The sequence below is a fragment of the Sorangium sp. So ce406 genome (assembly GCF_051474675.1).
GTDB classification, from domain to species: Bacteria; Myxococcota_A; Polyangia; order Polyangiales; family Polyangiaceae; genus Sorangium; species Sorangium cellulosum_G.
Map to the genome: position 1 here is coordinate 11,304,066 of NZ_CP150340.1, position 19,429 is coordinate 11,323,494.

A 19,429-nucleotide genomic window follows, 5' to 3' on the forward strand; every position below is an offset into this window, starting at 1 on the left:
GCTCCGCGGCATATCTGAGTATTCCCGTGAATAGGCAGCGACTTCCGCGACCTATCTGCGCATCTCCGAAGATAGGCCGCCGCCGCGGAGGCCCGACGGCCGCGGGGTCGCCACGGCCGCATTCTTCTGCGTGGAGCCCCCTGACGTCCTTCCAGCGCGGATCGTCCAGGCGTGAGCCCACCTGGATCGCTCGCGATCAGCCGCTGCAGCCGAGGGGGATCGTCAATCTCCACATGTCGTTGAGCAGCACCGGCGCGAACTCCGCGGTCGCTCCCCCGAAGATGTAGAACTCGTAGGCCGTGGCGGTCTTGCGAGTGAAGTAGAACTGGCCGAACCTCGGCGCCGGCGCCGGCCCCGTCATCGCGGTGTCCACGCGCGTCCAGGTCCCTGTGTGGAGATCGAAGTACCAGAGATCGGACAGGGTGGCACCGTCGAACTGGCTGCCCCCGAAGAGCCAGATGCGGTCGTTGTGCTCATCGGCGATCAGCTTCGCGTTGTCGCGGTGGCCCGGTCCGCCTGCCTCGTCGAAGACGAGCTGATCCCAGGTCTCCGTGTCGACGTCGAACATCCAGAGGTCGCCGAGGTAGTTCTCCGGCGTGAACAGGCCGGTCCCGTTCACGACGTCATTCGTGTATCCGCCGTAGACGAGGAGGGCGTTCCAGCCCTCGGCGTACACGAGCGGATGATGGGCTCGAGCGCGCGGGGCGGGCGAGCCGGTCGCGACCTGCTTCCAGCCGTTCTTGTAGCGGACCAGGTCGTGCTGGAGGCCGTCAGGGCGGTTGATGAAGGCCGGCAGCGTCGACGAAGAGCCCGAGAAGGCGTACGCGACGGTCTTGTGCTTCCCCTTCTTGCGCACGGCGACCGCCTCCGTGGAGCGGTTGGCGCGCCCGATCTCGGCCGCGCTCTGCGCGATCTGCGTCCACCCGTGCGCCGGATCGAACCGGAACGTGTCCTGGTGCGTGAGGTCGAGCCCGCGCCGGAAAGGACCTCTCCCGCCGGAGACGATCAGCGCGTCGTCCTCCGCGACGCACCACATCATCGACTCGGCCCTGGCAGACGGCCCGCCCGGGTACTGGCCGAGGTCGTACCAGGTCAGCGTGTCGACGTCGAAGGCGCTGAAAGCGGCCACGGGCTCGTCATCCGGGTAGGTCCCGTTCAACCCGCCGAAGATATAGAAGAGGCCCTCGTGATAGGCGCTCGCGCCGTCCCAGATGGCGTCGGGGACGGCGCCGCCCTGCGGAATCTCGGTCCAGTAGGGCAAGCTCGACTGGGCGGCTCCCGGGCGGCTCCCGGCGAACGAGAGCAAGAGAGAGAAAGAAGCGATGAGAAGGATCCGAAGGTGAACCCTGCGTGTCATCCGAGCAACCTCCCTGTTCCAGGCAACGGCGGGCTCGCTGGAGCAGGTCGCCGGCGGACCTTCACGTTACCACGATAGCCTGGACCTCAGAAAGCTGGATCACGATCCAGGTCGCGACCTCGGACGGGCCAACGCAAGGTGCAGCGCGCGGCGGGCGACCCGCGGAGCTCCACCGCGCGTCCCGTCCAAAGGAGAAGAGTCATGACGCGTTTCACCTCCCCTCGTAGGCTCGGCGCGGCGGTCGCGCTGCTCGGCCTGGGTGAGGATCGACCAGACCACCACGCTGAAGCTGACGACGGCGGCCTGTGCCGCGACGGTCGTCGATGTCCTTCCGCCGCCGCGCTCCCTCGACGCGCACAAGATCCACACCATGTTCACGGCGATGCTCCCCAGCTCGACCGACGCCGCCCGAGTCCACCGGTTCGGCGGCCCCGAGGTCATCACCATCGACAAGGTGCCGGTCTCGCTGCCCGGCCCGGGCGAGGTGCTGGTCCGCGTCGCGGCGGCCGGGGTCGGACCGTGGGACGCCTGGATTCGTGCCGGCAAGAGCGTGCTACCCCAGCCGTTGCCGCTGACGCTCGGCTCGGATCTCGCTGGTACCGTGGCGGCGGTCGGCCCCGAGGTGACTGGCCTCGCGCCGGGCGCAGCGGTCTTTGGCGTCACCAACAGGCGCTTCACCGGCGCCCACGCGGACCATGCCGTGGCGCAGGCGTGCAGGGTGAGGCGCAAGCCTCTCCGGCTCGACGACGTGCAGGCCGCCTCCGTGCCGGTCATCGCGGTCACGGCGTGGCAGGCGCTGTTCGATCACGCCCAGCTCGAAGCCGGACAGACCGTGCTGGTGCACGGCGCGGCCGGCAGCGTCGGCGCGTACGCGGTGCAGCTCGCGCGCCGGGCCCGCGCCCGGGTGATCGCGACGGCCTCGGCCAGGGATCGCGACTTCGTCCGCAGCCTCGGCGCGGACGTCGTCGTGGACTACCGGAGCGAGCGCTTCGAGGATGCCGCGAAGGACGTCGATGTCGTCATCGACCTCGTCGGTGGCGACACCCAGGCGCGGTCCTTCGCCGTGCTCAAGCAACGTGGCATCCTGGTCTCGGCGGTGTCGACCCCCGATCAGGAGGAGGCCGCCCGTCGCGGCGTGCGGGCAAGCTTCTTCCTCGTGGACGTCACGACAACCCACCTCGACCGCATCGCCGCCCTGCTCGACGCGGGCGGGCTCTCGGTCGACATCGGCGCCGTGCTGCCGCTCGCCGAGGTCCGCGGCGCGCATGAGATGCTCGACGGCACCCGCCCCCGCCCGCGCGGCAAGATCGTCCTGGCCATGGCGCCTGCTCGCTGAGAGCGCGGCGACGGGCCGCGCGGCGTGCGCGCGTCGGACCGAGAGTCCGCTCTGGCCGGGGCACCACGGCGCTCCGGCGCTACTCCAGCACGATACTCACCCTCTTCGTGCCCTCGTATCCATCGCCGCGCACGGTCACCGTGAGGTCCAGCTTCTGACCTTCGAGGGTCTCGCGGTCCCACGCGAAAGGTTGGTAGAGCGCTCCGTCCGAGACAAGGAAAGAACCGGCCTTGATGAACTGGACGTTGAACTGCGCGGACGCGAGCCCGTCGGGATCGTCGGCGAGCGGGCCCTCGAACTCGTTCGCGAGGCGTACCACATGGCACGTCTCCTCCGCGTCGCCGGGCAGAGCCTCCACCTGGACCCAGGGCGTAATCATCATCGAGCCCTGATTGCCGAGGATCAGGCGCGCGCTGGCGCCATCGGCGTAGGGCACGAACGTCCCGGACGACGCGTCGCCGATGTCGATGGCGCGGCTCTCGGTGAGGTCCTCGCCGAACTGCGTGGGACAACCGCTGGCTTCCGCCGGGATCGACGGCTCACTGTCGACAGGGCCACACCCGGAGAGGGAGGCGACGAAAGAGAAGGCGGTCAGTACCAGGCAGGATCGCATCGCGCGCGCAGAGCTCCGAAGAAGGCCGGGACGAGCCGGGTAGGAGAGACGCCGGCTCGCAGAGGCGCGAGGGCGAGGGGCGGCTGTAGCACGCCGGGTCCCGAGCAACCTCGGCGAACAAGGCGTATCCGCCGGGCCAGCCGTGTCCGGCGAGCCATGCGCCTCCGGCGAGCAACGCGTGTCCGCCGCCTCGCGACACCGGTTCTTCGAGCAGCCTTGGTGCAGCATCGCTCGCCGCCTCAGCGACAGCCGTGCCAGGGCATCAGGGGCGGGGGCACTGGCCGGCCGCGACGCGATGGCGCGCCGCTCCGGCGCCTGCGGCGAGTGGCACGCGCGCTGCTACAGGCTCGCCGCGATGCTGAACTCATCGCGGCGAAACGCCGGGGGCCCCGCGGATGCTCTGACGTCGGTGTCACGGTCGCAGCGATCTGGGCCATCGCGAATCGCGGTCCTCCGCCACCCCCTCTTCCTTGGCGCCCTGGCGCTCCTCGTGGTCAACGACCACCTCCTGAAAGGCGCCGGGCTCTTGCCAGGCGCCATCACTGGCAAGCTCAGCGACCTCGCCGGCCTCGTGGTCGCCCCCGTCCTCGCGGCGGCGCTCGTGAACGCGCGCTCGGCGCGCGCGCGAGCGCTGGCGTTTGCGGCGGTCGTCGCGCCGTTCGCGGCGATCAAGCTCTCGGCCGCTGCCGCGCAGCTCCTCGTGGGGCTCGTGGGCCTCGCGGGGATCGAGTGGCAACTCTGGCAAGATCCGACGGACCTGGCCGCGCTCGTCGTCCTCGTCCCGGCGTGGCGCCTCTCGGCGCGCGCTGCTTCCAGCCGGCAGCACTCGTCCCGGCGCGCCGATGAAGGCTCGCGCGCAGCCTGGGCGCTCGAGCGCGCGATCCTGGGGGCGTCGGCCGTCGCCTGCGTCGCGACCGGCACCCCACGACCCGACGGCTATTTCACGGACGCCTATCTCGTCAATGCTACGCCCGGGGTCGTGGACGTCCGCGTGCGCTGGGTGGACGCGTCGCTCGATTGCTCTGCCGTCACCTCCGGCGATCCGACACGCATGTTCGGGCCGAGCGCGTTCAACCTCGGGATCACGTACCGGCTGGACCCGCAGGACACGCTCCCGCTCAACCGCGCTGTGGCCCGCAGCGCCGCAGGCGACTTCGAGGAGACGGTGCCGACCTCGGACGGGCCTTGCGACGTGGCGCTGCTCGAGACGGATGGGATGCGGCCCGTGATGGTATGGTGGTCCAACCTGCCAAGCATCGAGATCCCGCAGAACGTGAAAGACAACCGCGATTTCTGGGGCGACACGGAGGCGGCGGCGGGCCGCGTCGTGCTGGAGCCGGACACCGTGGTGGTGTCCGGACAGGTGAAGAAGGGCGATCTGCAGACGAACGTCGGGCCCTCGGTGTGTGCTGGCGCGCCGCAATCGTCCTTCCAGTGGGCCGCCCCCTGGCCGAATCTGCTGGCGATCGGCGAGATCACGAACATCGACGCTCTGTCGGACGGCTGCATCGAATTGACCATGAGCTATCCGTCGATCGACGACGGCGGTGGCTCGGGCGGCCCAGGCGGCGTGGGCACGGGCGCAGGCGGCATGGGCGCAGGCGGCGCAGGTGCTGGCGTGGCCGATGGCGGCGGGGCAGGCGGCGAGGCTGTCGGCGGCACCGGCGGCGAAGGTGGAACGGGCGCGGGCGGCGCGGCTGCCGGCGGCACCGGCGGCACCGGCGGCGAAGGTGGAACGGGCACCGGCGGCGCGGGCGGCGGCGAGCCGGACCCGAGCTACCCCGCTCAGACCCACTATCTGTGCATCGCGATCGAAGACTTCCCGTTCTCGGTGGGCGAAAAGGTGCAATGGCGCCAGGGCATCGACAGCCGCGGCGACCACGTCGAGATCTCCGCCTTCGACTCGGAGAAGCGGCTCGACGTCTATCGCAACGTCGTCGATCTACAGCTCGCGGTCCTCACCGCCTCGATCGAGGCGTCCGGGTGCGAGGGCGACCGGCTGGGCTGCGGCGCCTACGTCACCGACGCGGCGGTCGCTGTGCAGGTCGGCGGCAAGAGGACCCTGCTGGGCCCTGGAGACGCCCTCGAAGGGCCGAACTTCCGCGTGCGGGTGGGCCGCGCCGAGCGCGTGCTCGCCGGACGTGACGCGTGCGACGCGGGCTACCAGACACCCAGCGCGTCCGCGGACCTGTTGATCGCTTACGAATGAGGAGAACCCACATGTCGTCGAAGAGGAAGCTGGTCTCACTAGGTCTCTGCGCCGCCGCCGCCGGTTGCTCCACCCAGAGCAGCGGCGGCGACGGCAGCTTCGTCCCCACAGGCTCGGTCAACGTGGCCCAGGGCGGGGCGCAGGACATCTCGCAGTTCCGCGCGATCGTGAACGCGGGGGAGGTTCCCTCGCTCGACACCCTGGATCCGGTCGGGTTCTTCGCCGAGCACGCGATCGACCTGCCCGACGCCGACTGCGGCAAGGACGTCTGCATTCACCCGTTCCTCGCGGTGGCGCCGCGCTTCAACGGGGGGAACTGGACCATGGCCTTCGTCGCGATGAACACCGGGGTCGACCCCTCGACCCTGGAGCGGCCGCCGGTCCACCTGGCGATCGCCGTCGAGAGCAGCAGCTTCGCCGCCATCGACGAGGCCGCGCTGGACGTGGGAATGCGAGGGCTGCTCGCCAGCCTCCGTCCCGAGGACCGCGTCAGCGTCATCCGCTACGGCGAGAAGGCCGTGCGCCGCGCCTTCCTCGCAGCGCCGGGGTCGGCGGAGCTCACGAGCCTCATCGCGGACGAGCGCCTCGTCGGCGGCGCCGGCGAGCTCGTCGCCCTCTACGAGGGGATCGCCGCCGCCGAGAGGGCGTTCGAGGAGGGCGACGCAGCCGGCTTCGAGGGCGCGCACCGCGTCCTCCTGCTCACGAGCGGGCACGCGACCAGCGGTATCACGGACCCCGACCACATCCTCGGTCTCGGCGAGGCGCTGGTGGAGAACGGCACGGCGTTCGGCGTGATCGGCGTGGGCGAGCGCTTCCTCGTGAGGATCCCGTCGGCGCTGGGCTCGATGGGCGCGGGCACGTACGCCTACGCGCTGAGCGCGGGCGACCTCGGCGGTCTGCTCTCGGAGGAGGGAAAGACAACGCTCTTCCCGCTGGCAACGGACTTCAGCCTGGAGGTGACCCCGTCCGCCGGCTACAAGGTGGGGCGCATCTACGGGACGAAGCGGGCGACCGCTGACACAACGGGGGCGGACCTGGAGATGCCGGCGCTGTTCATCGGCCAGCGCGACGGCGCGACCGACGTGGGCGGCAGCCGCCGCGGCGGCGGTGGGGGCCTGTTCGTGGAGCTCCTCGCCGACCCGTCCCTCGGCGACGACATCGGGCCGGACGAGGCGGCCTTCCAGGTGAAGGCGGGCTGGACCTCGGCGAAGGACGGCGCCGCGCAGAAGGTCGACACAACGCTGCTCAACGCGCTGCCTCCCGGGCAGAACCCCGACTCGATGTGGTGGAACATCTCCGACGGCGGCTCGGGCAAGCCGTACATGATGCTGAACATGTACCTGGCGCTGCGCGGCGCGCTCGACTTCTACCAGGCGGGCGACTGCCGGCGCTCTCTCGGGGTCATCGAGATGATGAGGCCGTCGGTCGGGGCGTGGCTCGGCAGGTACGCGGACTCCGACATCCAGGACGACAACAACCTGATGTTGACGTTGCGACAGAACATCGAGAATGCCTGTCGTGAATCGCAGTCGTCCACGGAGCCCACGCCCCCCTTCGACTTCGACGGCGGCTGCGGTTGGCTGTGACCGCCACCTTCGATCGCCCGGCTCACCGGGGCGGAGGAGCGGACCCTCCACCGCTCGTCAGCGGCGGGCCTGATCCTGGATGGCGTTGAACACGGCGGCCATCTCGTCGGCGCCGTGGCCGAGCTGCAATGCCCGCTTGAAGTAGGACTGGATGAGCTCCGGGATGCGCGGGTCGACGTTGTTCTCGTGGCTGAGACGAACGATGTGCGCGAGGGCGCCGGCGTGGATGTCCAGCGTGCAGTCGGTCCCCTTGAAATCGCCTGTGGCCAGCATCTTGTTGCACATGTCGGCGGTGACCGAGATGAGCGGCATGATCGCCTGAAACCTGGCGAAGTACGCGTCGAGCGGGAACTTCTCCGACGCGCAGATCGCCGCCCCGTGCAGGAACGACAGCGTGGCGCCGTAGAAGCTCTCCAGGAGAGCGCAGTCGAGCGTCGCCGCGGCCCCGATCGGCTCGCCGACGTGGGAGGTGGCCCCGCCGATGACGCGCAGCGTCGCCTCGTGGCGATCGTAGAGCTCCCTGGGACCCGAGTAGAACACCGGCGTATGCTCACCACCGATGTAGCTCGGGTAAGCCAGGATGCATCCATCCAGGTAGTTGATCCCGGCGCCCGACGCCCATGCCGCCCCGCTGCGAGCATCGTTGGGCGTGCCGCTGGTCAGCTGTACCAGCGTCCGGCCCTTCGCGGCCTCGGCCACGAGGGGAGCGCGGAGGACCTGGTCGCTCGCTTCGTAGTCGAGCAGCGAGATGATCGTCACATCGCTCTCGCTGCATGCCTGCTCGGGCGTCGCCGCCACCTTCGCCTGGCCCTGAAACGGCTCTGCCTTGCTGTGGGTCCGGTTCCACACGGTCACCCGATGACCGGCGTTGATGTAGGCGCGCGCCAGCGCGGCGCCCATCTGACCCAGACCAAGGATGGACACGGCCTCTTTGTGCGACATGATCTATCTCCTCTCGCCTGTGATCGCCTCAGCGTGCGTGGACTGTCAAGGGTGAACCCCGGCGCGCTGCCGATACCGCCCTGACCGCGCCAGGCTTCAAGCGAGGCAGCGGGGGCCGCTCACGGCGGAGATCGTTCGAGCTTGGAGCGCGCGGCGGGCTGGGATACCGTGACATTCATGCCTTCTCTTCAAGCCTGCCGCTCTGCGTCCACATCGTGGCTCAACCTCACGGCACCCCTGTTGGTGCTCGTCGCACTGGGGTGCTCCTCGGAGAGCAACCCGAGCGGGAACGCCGGAGGCAGCGGCGGAGGCGCGACCTCCGGCGGCGCCGGGACGGGCGGCGCCGGCACGGGTGACGCCGGGACGGGCGGCGCCGGCGCGGGCGACGCCGGGACGGGCGGCGCCGGCGCGGGTGACGCCGGCACGGGCGGCTCCGGCGCGGGTGACGCCGGGGGCTCCGGCGGGGCCGGCGGAGCCGCGACGCCGGCGGACGCCGCGGCCATGGTCGCCGACATGGGCATCGGAGCCAACATCGGCAACACGCTGGAGAACACCACCGCGTGGGAGACGGGCTGGGGCCAGCCGCTGATCACGCAGGCGTTCATCAACGGCATGGCCAGCCATGGCATCAAGACGGTGCGCGTGCCCGTCGCCTGGGACACCTACGCCGAAAGCGGCACGATCGACGCCGCCAAGATGGCCCGGGTCAAGGAGGTGGTGGGCTGGATCGAGGCCGCCGGCATGTACTCGATCGTGAACATCCACTGGGACGGGGGCTGGATCTACAACGAGGGCAACGCCGACGAGTACAAGGCCACCGACGACGTCAAAGCCAGGTTCGCGTCCTACTGGACCCAGATCGCCACCGCCTTCAGCGGCGTCGGTCACCAGCTGATCCTCGAGGGGATGAACGAGGAGGGGAACTACTGGGTCAACGGCGTTCGCGACGGGGGGACGCCGGACTACGCCGCCCTCAACGAGATGAACCAGCTCTTCGTCACCACCGTGCGCGAGCAGGGCGGCTACAACGCGAGCCGCGCGCTGCTCATCTCCGGCTTCGTGACGGACATCGACAGGACCTGCGTGAGCGAGTTCAAGGTGCCGACCGATCCGGCCGGCACGAAGAGCCTGTTCCTCTCGATCCACTACTACACGCCCTACACCTTCTGCGGCCTCGACACGGTCGAGAGCTGGGGCTCGCCCAAGACGACGTGGGGCACGGAGCCCGAGAAGGCGGAGCTGAAGAGCCTCTTCGACAAGCTCGGCGCGTTCAGCGCCCAGCGGAGCATCCCGGTCATCCTCGGCGAGTTCGCCGTCACGCTGGGCGAGAACTACCCCCGTGAGCCGGCGTCGCGGACGCTGTGGATGCGGTCGGTGGTGGAGGCGGCCCGGTCGCGCGGCATCGTCCCCGTCCTGTGGGACACCGGGTCCGAGATCAAGCGCACGGACGGCTCGTTCTCCGCGGAATGGCAGGCCGTCATGGATGCCGTCGACCCCTGATCGGCGCCAGCGAAGACCGAGCGGCGGCCGGCGCCGCCCCGCGCCGTCGTCGCGCGCGGGGCCCACAAAACGAGAACGCGGCCGGTGAGGGCCGCGTTCTCGGTCGTCGCGACGACGCGTTGGCTCAGGCGATGAGCGGGGCGATGAGGAGCGACACGACGCCCATCACCTTGATGAGGATCGAGATGCCGGGGCCCGACGTGTCCTTGAAGGGGTCGCCGACGGTGTCGCCGACGACGGCGGCCTTGTGGGCGTCGGAGCCCTTCGCGTGGCCGTCGAGGCCGCCCTTCTCGATGTGCTTCTTGGCGTTGTCCCAGGCGCCGCCGCCGTTCGCCATCATCAGCGAGAGCACCGCGCCGACGACGAGCGCGCCGGCCAGCGTGCCCGCGAGCACCTCGGGGCCGGCCGCGAAGCCGACGACGACCGGCGCGAGCACCGCGATGGCGCCGGGCGCGATCATCTCGCGGATGGCGGCCGACGTGGCGATGTCGACGATGACCTTCGGCTGCGGGTCGACGCCCGGCTTGCCCTCGAGCAGGCCGGGGATCTCGCGGAACTGACGGCGGATCTCCTCGACGATCGCGCCGGCCGCGCGGCCGACGGCGGTCATCGTGAGCGCGCCGACGAGGCAGGGGAGCAGGGCGCCGAAGAGGAGCCCCATGAGGACCTTGGCGTCCGTCAGGTAGAGCACGAGCTCCGGCAGGCCCTTCGCGCGGCGGACCGCGTCGACCTCCATGTTGAAGGCGGCGAACAGCGCGACGACGGTGAGCACCGCCGAGCCGATCGCGAAGCCCTTGCCGACGGCCGCGGTGGTGTTGCCGACCGCGTCGAGCTCGTCGGTGATCTCGCGGACCTCCTTGCCGAGGCCGGCCATCTCGGAGATGCCGCCGCCGTTGTCGGCGATCGGGCCGTACGCGTCGACGGTCATGACGATCGCGGTGCCCGCGAGCATGCCGACCGCGGCGAGCGCGATGCCGTAGAGGCCGAGGTAGTGGTTCGAGATCCAGCCCACGGCGACGAGGGTCATGAGGGGGATCGCGACGCTCTCGAGGCCGACCGCGATGCCGCGGATGACGTTGGTGCCGGGGCCGGTGAGCGAGCTCTGGGCCACCTTGTGGATGGGGCCCATCGACGTGTAGTAGTCGGTCACGAGGCCGACGATGGCGCCGCCCGCCGCGCCGGCCGCGAGGGTGACGACGGCGCCGGAGCTGAAGCCGAGCCCCGGGAGGACGCCGGCCGCCGCGAACACGACGAGGAACGGCGGGACGATGAGCGCGAGGCGCAGCACCCGGGCCGGCGGCAGGTTCTTGAGCGCCCGCGTGATGAAGATGCCGACGACCGAGACCGCGAGGCCGATCGTCGCGAGGAGCAGCGGCAGCGACACGGCCATCGCGCGGAGCTCCTGCTCGCCCATCGAGGGAGCGAGCTGCTGGAGCTTGGCGATCGGCAGCGTGAGGCCGAGCGCGATCGCGGCGACGACCGCGGCCACGTAGCTCTCGTAGATGTCGGCGCCCATGCCCGCGATGTCGCCGACATTGTCGCCGACGTTGTCGGCGATGACGCCCGGGTTGCGCGGGTCGTCCTCGGGGATGTTCGCCTCGACCTTGCCGACGATGTCGGCGCCGACGTCGGCGGCCTTCGTGTAGATGCCGCCGCCGATGCGGGCGAAGAGCGCGATCGAGCTCGCCCCGACGGCGAACGAGTGGACGATCGTCGCGAGGTGCTCGTGGTTGCGGAACAGGGCGTAGATGCCGCCGAGGCCGATGAGGCCGAGCCCCGCGACGCAGAGGCCCATGACGGCGCCGCCGTCGAGCGCCGTGACGAGCGCGGTCGCCTTGCCGTGCGCGCGAGCCGCCTCGGCCGTGCGGACGTTGGCGTAGGTCGCGGCCTTCATGCCGAAGAAGCCGGCGACGAGCGACAGGAACGCGCCGGCGGCGAAGGCGCCCGCGGCGAGGAGGCCGAGCGTCGCGGCGAGGAGCGCGAAGACGACGACGGCGTAGACGGCGAGCACCTTGTACTCGCGCGCGAGGAAGGCCATCGCCCCCTCGCGGACGTAGCGCGCGATGCGCGCCATCGTCTCGTTGCCTTCAGGGGCCTTCTTGACACGCACGTAGAAGGTACGTGCGACCATGAGCGCGACGGCGCCCGTCACGAGCGACTGATACGACAATGCATCCACGGGTGATGGTCCTCTCGCCCGCCCCCGGCCGGAGCGAGCGCCGGCTCACTCTTCCGTCCATGACGGCGGATCAAGTGGAAATCGCGGCGCCGCCGTTTCCGGCGCCGCCCCGGGCGAAACGGGGGCTCGCGTCAGGGGAACGCGGCGTCCGCGACGTCGGTCTGCGGGCTCCCGCGCCTGCCGGCGGTGACCGTGTCATTGCAAGTTTACATGCTGGAGGTGCCGCACCCGCCGTGTCCGCGGCGCGCCCGGGCGCGGGGTCGACGTCGGCTGACGCGCCCGCATGGGAGGCAGCGGAGGTGACCGCTCGTCGGTTACCGCGCGCGCTGCCAGACGACGAACCGCGTCACCGCCCGCGCTGCCAGGCGACGATCCGCGTCACCGCGCGCGCTGCCAGGCGACGATCCGCGTCACCGCCTCGTCGACCTGCTCGACCGGGGCCGCGAAGGACAGCCGGACGTAGCGCGCGCCGCCGATGCCGTCGAAGTCCGTGCCCGGCGTGAGCGCAACGCCCGTGTCGGCGAGCAGCCGCTCGCACCACGCGACCGAGTCGTCGGTACCGACGTCGGCATAGAGGTAGAAGGCGCCGTCGGGCGGGGCGACCACCCAGCCGAGCTCGGGGAGCCGGCGCAGCAGCAGGTCGCGCGCGGCCGCGTAGCCCTCCACCAGCCGGTCCGCCTCGGCGTACGCCTCCGGCGTCAGGGCCGCGAGGGCCGCGTGCTGCGCCAGGGCGGGCGGGCACAGCGCGAGGTTCCCCGCCAGCGCGTCGACCGGCGGGACGAGCTCCGGCGGCAGCACGAGCCACCCCAGGCGCCAGCCCGTCATGGCCCAGTACTTCGAGAAGCTCGAGACGACGATGGCGCCCGCGTCGGCGTGGCGCGCGGCCGTCGCCTGGCGCCCGGCCCACGCGCCGTACGTGAGGCCGTGGTAGATCTCGTCGCTCACCAGCCGGACGTCGTGCGCCGCGCACCAGCGCGCGATCGCGTCGAGCTCCGCGGCGTCGATCATCGTGCCGGTCGGGTTCGCCGGGCTCGCCAGGATGAGGCCGTCGAGCTTTCCGCGGTCGTGCGCGGCCCTGAGCTGCGACGTGGTCGGCTGGAAGCGGCTCTCCGGGCCGCACGGCAGCTCGACCGCCTCCACCCCGAGGGAGCGGAGGATGTTCCGGTACGCCGGGTAGCCCGGGCGAGCGAGCGCCACGCGGTCGCCCGTCTCGAACGCCGTGAGGAAGGCGAGCAGGAACCCGCCCGACGACCCGGTGGTGAGGGCGATGCGCGACGGGTCGAGGTCCACGCCGTACCAGCGGCCGTAGTGCTCCGCGAGCGCGAGGCGCAGCGCCGGGATGCCGAGCGCCTCGGTGTACCCGAGGTCGCCGCCCGCCAGGAGCGCGGCCGCCCGCTCGCGCACGACGGCGGGCGCCCCCGAGCCCGGCTGGCCCGCGCACAGGCTGATGACCGGCTCCCCCGCCGCGCGCCGCGCGTTGGCGGCGGCGAGCACCTCCATGACCGCGAACGGCGGCACCTGCGAGCGGCGGCTGATCCTCACCGGGCCGCCCTGGATCGCGCGAAGCCGTGGTGGAGCGAGCTGCAGGGGGGAGCTATACAGGAGCTGGTCTTCATCAGGTCGAGCACATGAGCGTGATTGCGGAGAAGCCCTGGGACTATTGCATCGAATCTCGGGGTGATGAGGTGAAAGCCATCATCCTGAACGGCTCATCGGCCATGTACATCACCGAAGTCTCGCTGTCGGAAGAGGAGATTCGATTGCTGAGGCAGGACAAGAATAACGCGGATCGGATCATCGAGAGGATAAAAAAAGACAGGTCCCGGTCGCCGGCGCGCTGAGCGGGCCCTGCGGCGCCCTCGTCGTCAGGAGCCGAGGAGTTCCCTGGTTGTGCAGCTCGTTTCGTCGGGGAAATTGAACAGGGAGGCGGGGAGGATATTGAAGATTTCCCTCCCCGCCTCCCTGTAATTTTTCCGAGGAATTCGAGGGATCCCGCGCGTGCGTCCCTGAGGTAGCATGACGTCGTCATGCGCCAGACAGCACCCCCCGAAGCCGCACGCACCTGCCTGAGCATTCGAGCCCTCGTCGCGTCGCTCGCTGCGCTCGCCGTGGGCGTGTCGTGCTCCCCGAGCGATCCGGGGCCTTCCGTGGACGCCGCGGCAGCGGGTAGCGGCGGCCAGGGGGGAAGCGGGGGCAGCGCGGGAGGCAGCGCGACCGCGGGCTCGGGCGGCGGATCGCCGAGCGGCGGCGCGTCGGGCGCGAGCGGCGGCGCGTCGGGCGGGACCGGGGGCTCCCCGAGCGAGCCGCGCCCCACGGTGACCGCCGCTCCGGGCACGGATCTCGTCAGGATCGACACGGACGTGCTCCACCAGTCGTTCGAGGGCTGGGGCACGAGCCTGTGCTGGTGGGCCCATCACGTGGGCGGATGGGACGAAGCCAGGCGCAATGCCGTGGTCGACGCGGTGGTCGATCCGGTGAGCGGCCTCGGCTACAACATCTTCCGCTACAACATCGGTGGAGGGGAGAACCCGTCGCACGAGCACATGGAGAAGCATCGCGAGATGCCGGGGTTCCAGGGCGCCGACGGGACCTTCACGTGGGAGAACGACGGCAATCAGCGCGCCATCCTCCTGCGCATCGCAGCGCGCGGGAAGGACCTGATCTTCGAGGCGTTCTCCAACTCTCCCCCGTACTGGATGACGAACAGCGGCTGCGCCTCGGGCAGCGGGAACGGTGGAGACAACCTCAAGGCCGACCATTACGACGACTTCGCCCACTACCTCACGGAGGTCGTGCGTCATTACAGGGACGAGCACGCGATCACCTTCCGCACGCTGGAGCCGCTGAACGAACCTCAGGCGAACTGGTGGAAATCGAACGGCTCCCAGGAAGGTTGCCACTTCGACCGGGCGAGCCAGGAGAAGATCATCCAGGAGGTGGCCGAGCAGCTCGCCAGCAAGGGCCTCGTCGACACGGCGGTCAGCGCGTCGGACGAGAACAGCATGGATGATGCCGTCCGGAACCTCAACGCGTTCGGCGCGGAGACGCTCGCCGCCTTCCAGCAGATCAACGTCCACTCGTACGCGGGCAGCCAGCGCAAGGAGCTCCGGCAGCTCGCGACCGCGCTCGGCAAGCGGCTGTGGCAATCGGAGTCGGGGCCGCTCGGACAGAACCTGAGCGACGACACGGACGCGGCGCTGTTCATGGCGGAGCGCATCATCCGGGATCTGCGTGACCTGAAGCCGGAGGCGTGGGTGGACTGGCAGTCGGGCGATCCGTCGCGCAGCTGGGCGAGCTTCACGCTGAACGACAGGGAGCAGTCCCACACGCCCATCAAGCGCTTTTACATGCACGCCGGCTTCAGCCGCTATATCCGGCCCGGCGCGACCTTCGTCGAGGTCGACAGCGAGGACATGGTGGCGGCGGTCAGCGCCGACGGGGGCTCTCTCACGCTCGTTGTCCGCAACGGCGACCGCGACGCGAGCCGCGGCTACACGCTCGATCTCACCCGTCTCCCCACGGTCGGCCCCGCGGCGGAGGCGCACCGCACCTCGCGCACCGAGGACCTCGAGCGGCTCCCCGACATGGCGATCGAGGACTATCGCCTGGTGGTCACGGTCCCGGCCTTTTCCATCACCACGTTCGTCATCCCGATGCCTTGAATCTCCCTCTGGAGCGACACCCATGATCGAGCATCGAATCATCCGCTTCATCGGCCTGTGCATCGGGGCGTTGTGCGGGACGCTCGCGGGCTGTACGGGGAGCGGCCCGCGACAGCGGTAGGGCGGGCCAGCTATCCCCCTTGATGGCGCCCGCCCGCGCCTTATGCTTCGACGCCGTGAGCAAGCCGCCCATCCTGCTGGTGCACGGCATCTGGGATTCGGCGGCGCGCATCGACTGCCTGCGCGCCGGGCTCGCGGCCCGCGGCGTCGACCGCGCCCGCGCCTTCGATCTGGTCCCCAATGACGGTCGCGCGTCCATCGAGCGGCTCGCCGGCCAGGTCGACGCCGCCGTGGAGGCCGCGCTCGCCGGGGCGCCCGGCGGCGCGGTGGACGTGGTCGGCTTCAGCATGGGCGCCCTGGTGACGCGCTATTACATCCAGCGCGGCCGCGGCCGCGCGCGCGTCCGGCGCTTCGTCTCCATCTCGGGCCCGCACCGCGGCACGCTCAACGCCCTGTGGCTCCCCCACGAGGGCGTGCGGCAGATGCGCCCGGACAGCCCCCTCCTGCGCGACCTCGCCGCGGATCCGGATCCCTGGGGTCCGGTCGAGGTGCACGTGCTCTACACGCCTTTCGACGTGATGATCGTCCCCGCCCGTTCCAGCGAGCTCCCCGGCGCCCGCACGACGCGCGCCGTGCCGGTCGCGCTGCACCGCTGGATGCTCTCGGACCGGCGGGTGCTCGACGCCGTGGCCGAGCTCCTGGAGCGCTGAGCGCCCGGCCCGCCGCGGCTTCCCGGCGCAGCGTCGGCCGATGCTGGTCGCGTCGAGGAAGCCCAGGGGCGCACGGCTTCGAATTCGCGGGGGGCGCCTGGATCGGGCTCAATCCACCGGGTGGAACACGCCGGCCGCGTCGAGGGTCCACATGGATGACGCGGTGTCGGGGGACATCCGGATGTAGATCAACCGGATGTCCTTCGCCTCCAGCTCGGCGACGAGCGCCGGATCCAGGCCGGGCTCGAGGCGGGGTTCGAAGACGAAGTCCTCCTCGGCGTTGTGGTGCTGCGGGCGGTACGTCTGCGCGTGGTAGCCCTTCAGCACGATCGGGCTGCTCGTCAGCCCCTCGATGCGCGTCTCCACCCACCTCTCGAGCGGCGCTGTGTAAATGACCACGAGGCCGTCTCTGGGGCGTGGCGGCCAGTAGAAGGACGTCGCCACCGTGACGCCGGAGTCCGACGAGAACGAGCGCTCCTGGAGCAGCGCGCCCTCCGGGGGCGGGCCGTCCGCAGGGCAGGGCGTGAGCCATACCGTCTCCGACGACACGGTGGTCGGGGTGCCGTCGAAGTCGAGCGCCGGCACGGGCGTCGCGTGGTCCGCAGAGAACATCAGCGGGAGGTCGCGGAGCGTGAGCAGCGGGCCCACGGACGGCGGCAGCAGCGAGGGCACGGGCGAGGCGGAGAGTCTGTAGGTGATCTCCGACGGCCCGTCGCCGACCACGAACGAGTCCGTGGCCACCTCGTCGGCATAGGTGTGCGACGCGGCCGGCCACGCCGCCGGGCTGCCCGAGAGCGTCGCCACCGATCCCCCGGACGGGTAGGCGAGGGTCGCGTCCTCGAAGAGCGTGCTCGCGAGGGCCTCCGGCGTGAGGAACGCATTTTTCGTCGAGAGGCTCGCGCGCACCTTGAGCCGGTGGTTCGCGAACACGTCGCCGTACTCGGCCTGGGACGTGCAGACCTCCTGCGGCTCGTCGAGCAGGAACGGCGTGAGCGTCGGGGTCTTCGCCGGCAGCGCGACCTCGCGCACCTGCTTCACGACGAGCTCACCGGGCTTCATCTTCTTGAACTCGTAATCGAGCAGGTACGACGTTTTGTCCGGGTACACCTCGCGGAACCTCTCGTCGACCCGGCCGAGCAGGGCGGCGAGCGCGCGGTAGTCGTCCTCCCATTGCATGACGTGGCCGCCGAGCGGGACGAGCGTCGAGCCGGACGTGCGATGGACGTAGACCTGGTCACCATAGTCGCTCACGGTCACGACCTCCGGCAGCGCGTCCCCCTCCGGGTTGGTGACCGACGTCGCCCCGAGCTGCGTCACCAGCTTGATGTCCCGCAAGGGCGCGCCGCCTCGCGAGAGCGTCGCGACGCCGTTCGCCATCTCGTCCTCGTCAGGATAGGAGTGGTGGACCAGGAGGCCCATCCCGACATCGTCCTCGTTCACGCCGTAGAGGAGCCGCGCGAGGAAGGCGTTGTCGTTGTAGAAGCTCGCGTACACCTTGCGCATCGCGCGAAAGACGCCCCGCTCCTCGTCCTCGCCCGGGTCGCAGCGGCTCGGCCCCACCTCGTCGGCGTCCTGGTCGTCCGCCAGGCAGCCGCTGTAGCTGTCATACAGGCCTGCGCCCGTGAAGGCGGCGCTGTCCTCCACGTTCGTCGAGCTCCGGAAACGGATCTTCCGCGTGGGCGAGAAATCGGCGAGCGCCGCCTCGACCGCCTGCCGCTGACCGGCGGAGAACGTCGCATCCCTGGTGATCCGCGCCCGGATCGCCGCGAGATCGGACCTGAGCGCCGCCATGTCGGGCGGATAGGTGTAGCCGCCGAGCCGCGCCGCGATCTCGGCGCGCAGGGTGCTGCCGCCGGGCATGGCCTGATCGAGGAAGTCGTCCCAGAGGTCGAACGACAGCGCGATCGCCGTGTCGGAGGCCTCCGGGATCGCGTCCCGCAAGAGCCCGTAGTTCGCCGCCTTGCCCCCGAAGTGGACGATGTCCGCGGGGCCGAGATCCTCGGTCGACCCGGAATACGCGCCGAGGGGCTCCTTGGGCTTCAGCGCGAGGTCGCCGGGCCGCTTCAGCGAGAGGAGCTGCTCCCTGTCCGCCGGCGCGATCTTCCCCTCGGCGTCGAGGAGCACGACCTGGCATCCGCGCCAGTTCGGCGAGGCGCGCAGCGCGATCTCCTTGCCGTCGAGGGCCTTGGCCTGCTCGGCCCGCTCCGGATCGCCGATGTACACGAACGGGATGCCGAACGAGGTGGCGAGGATCGCGGTGTGCGCGTTCGGGGTGGAGGGAGACAGCGAGACGATGCCTGCCACATGGGGCACCTCTGCGGGCACCGAGTCCGTGAGGAGGATATCCTCGGCCCGGAGCTCGCCGCTCGCGTAGGCGGCGTCGATCGCGTCCGGGGACACGTAGCGGAGCCGGCCCACGGCCCAGCCCGCCGCATAGCACGCGTCGCCCTTCAGCCACCGCTCGACCGAGCTCACGGGAAAGCCGCTCTCCGCGAAGAGGTCGCTGTTCTCCGCGGCCGACGCGGCCTGCTCGTGCGTCGGGAAATAGAAGGGCTGCGCGCCGTCCGCCTCGACCACGCTGGCCTTCACGAGCTCGAGGACGATGCGCGCCATCTCGGGGTGGTAGGCGTCCTGCCGGACGAGCTGGATGCCGTACTCTGCCGCGCTCACCGACGACGGCGGGAAGAGCACGGCGCCGAGGATCGCCTGCTGTCCCTCCTCGTGGAGCGAGACCTGGTCGTACTCGGCCTGGGTCATCCCGAAGAACGGGTCGAGGCGCGCCGTGGCGAACTCGCCGTGGAACTGGTACTTGTTGCTATCCTGGTAATAGACCCTGGTGGGGTCGTGCATCAGGACGGTGAACTTCACCCAGCGCGGCGCGTCTTCGCTGGCGGTGGACACGAAGGGGTCGTCGGAGAGGCTGATCTGGTTCTTCCAGTCTTTGGACGGGGTGATCTCGATCGGATAGGTGTCGACGGGCCACGTGAAGCCGACGCCTCCTCCTGCGCCCCCGTTCCCACCACCTTCGCCCCCGCTTCCCCCGCCTTCGCCGCCCGTACCGCCAGCTCCGCCGGTGGCGCCGCCGCCGCCCGCGGCCCCTGCGCCCCCGGAGCCTCCCCCGGGGTCGTCGCCGCAAGCGGCGAGGGTCCCTGCGCTCAGCAGCGCGAGCGCCAGACAGGTCCATCGACCGGTTCGTTGAAACCTCATGGTTAACTGCTCGGTACAACGAACGTGCCACCGTTATATCGAGGGCGCCTGCGCGCGGCGCGGCGGGA

The 19,429-nt window shown here is 70.6% G+C and carries 13 protein-coding genes; 7 read left to right on the forward strand and 6 right to left on the reverse strand.

Going from position 1 to position 19,429, the window contains the following annotated elements; genetic code table 11:
• Nucleotides 1-196 precede the first annotated feature (196 nt).
• A complete protein-coding gene (locus WME96_RS42540) occupies nucleotides 197-1,357 on the reverse strand; it encodes a Kelch repeat-containing protein (RefSeq protein WP_437287242.1) in 1,161 nt (386 codons plus the stop codon).
• Between the two features lie 370 nt (nucleotides 1,358-1,727).
• On the opposite strand from WME96_RS42540, the gene WME96_RS42545 reads away from it, so the two are divergent.
• A complete protein-coding gene (locus WME96_RS42545) occupies nucleotides 1,728-2,693 on the forward strand; it encodes an NADP-dependent oxidoreductase (RefSeq protein ID WP_437292411.1) in 966 nt (321 codons plus the stop codon).
• A gap of 79 nt (nucleotides 2,694-2,772) precedes the next feature.
• Here WME96_RS42545 and WME96_RS42550 read toward each other — a convergent pair whose 3' ends face one another.
• Nucleotides 2,773-3,306, reverse strand: a complete 534-nt coding sequence (locus WME96_RS42550) for a hypothetical protein (protein WP_437287243.1) — start codon at nucleotides 3,304-3,306, stop codon at nucleotides 2,773-2,775.
• Nucleotides 3,307-3,796: 490 nt separating this feature from the next.
• On the opposite strand from WME96_RS42550, the gene WME96_RS42555 reads away from it, so the two are divergent.
• Nucleotides 3,797-5,515, forward strand: a complete 1,719-nt coding sequence (locus WME96_RS42555; protein ID WP_437287244.1) for a hypothetical protein — start codon at nucleotides 3,797-3,799, stop codon at nucleotides 5,513-5,515.
• Nucleotides 5,516-5,637: 122 nt separating this feature from the next.
• A complete protein-coding gene (locus WME96_RS42560) occupies nucleotides 5,638-7,101 on the forward strand; it encodes a hypothetical protein (protein ID WP_437287245.1) in 1,464 nt (487 codons plus the stop codon).
• 57 nt (nucleotides 7,102-7,158) lie between these two features.
• Here WME96_RS42560 and WME96_RS42565 read toward each other — a convergent pair whose 3' ends face one another.
• Entirely contained in the window at nucleotides 7,159-8,043 is an 885-nt protein-coding gene (locus WME96_RS42565) for an NAD(P)-dependent oxidoreductase (protein WP_437287246.1), read from the reverse strand.
• Between the two features lie 243 nt (nucleotides 8,044-8,286).
• Here WME96_RS42565 and WME96_RS42570 point away from each other — a divergent pair, with 243 nt between their 5' ends.
• A complete protein-coding gene (locus tag WME96_RS42570) occupies nucleotides 8,287-9,543 on the forward strand; it encodes a glycoside hydrolase family 5 protein (RefSeq protein WP_437292412.1) in 1,257 nt (418 codons plus the stop codon).
• A gap of 124 nt (nucleotides 9,544-9,667) precedes the next feature.
• Here WME96_RS42570 and WME96_RS42575 read toward each other — a convergent pair whose 3' ends face one another.
• Both WME96_RS42575 and WME96_RS42580 read right to left on the reverse strand, forming a co-directional pair.
• Nucleotides 9,668-11,722 carry a sodium-translocating pyrophosphatase gene (locus tag WME96_RS42575; RefSeq protein ID WP_437287247.1) on the reverse strand — a complete coding sequence of 685 codons (2,055 nt, stop codon included), beginning with the start codon at nucleotides 11,720-11,722 and terminating at the stop codon, nucleotides 9,668-9,670.
• A 378-nt stretch (nucleotides 11,723-12,100) separates the two neighbouring features.
• Entirely contained in the window at nucleotides 12,101-13,264 is a 1,164-nt protein-coding gene (locus WME96_RS42580) for a pyridoxal phosphate-dependent aminotransferase (protein WP_437287248.1), read from the reverse strand.
• Between the two features lie 86 nt (nucleotides 13,265-13,350).
• Here WME96_RS42580 and WME96_RS42585 point away from each other — a divergent pair, with 86 nt between their 5' ends.
• From WME96_RS42585 to WME96_RS42595, 3 genes are all read left to right on the forward strand, one after another.
• Nucleotides 13,351-13,563 (forward strand): hypothetical protein, encoded by a 213-nt coding sequence (locus WME96_RS42585; protein ID WP_437287249.1) that lies wholly within the window; start codon nucleotides 13,351-13,353, stop codon nucleotides 13,561-13,563.
• Between the two features lie 186 nt (nucleotides 13,564-13,749).
• Nucleotides 13,750-15,384, forward strand: coding sequence for a glycoside hydrolase family 30 protein (locus tag WME96_RS42590; protein WP_437287250.1), 1,635 nt, complete (start codon nucleotides 13,750-13,752; stop codon nucleotides 15,382-15,384).
• A 176-nt stretch (nucleotides 15,385-15,560) separates the two neighbouring features.
• Nucleotides 15,561-16,154 (forward strand): lipase family alpha/beta hydrolase, encoded by a 594-nt coding sequence (locus WME96_RS42595; RefSeq protein WP_433931107.1) that lies wholly within the window; start codon nucleotides 15,561-15,563, stop codon nucleotides 16,152-16,154.
• Between the two features lie 108 nt (nucleotides 16,155-16,262).
• Here the strand turns inward: WME96_RS42595 and WME96_RS42600 are convergent, their stop codons facing one another.
• Nucleotides 16,263-19,361: a PEP/pyruvate-binding domain-containing protein gene (locus WME96_RS42600; RefSeq protein ID WP_437287251.1), complete on the reverse strand. Its 3,099-nt coding sequence runs from the start codon at nucleotides 19,359-19,361 to the stop codon at nucleotides 16,263-16,265.
• Nucleotides 19,362-19,429 lie beyond the last annotated feature (68 nt).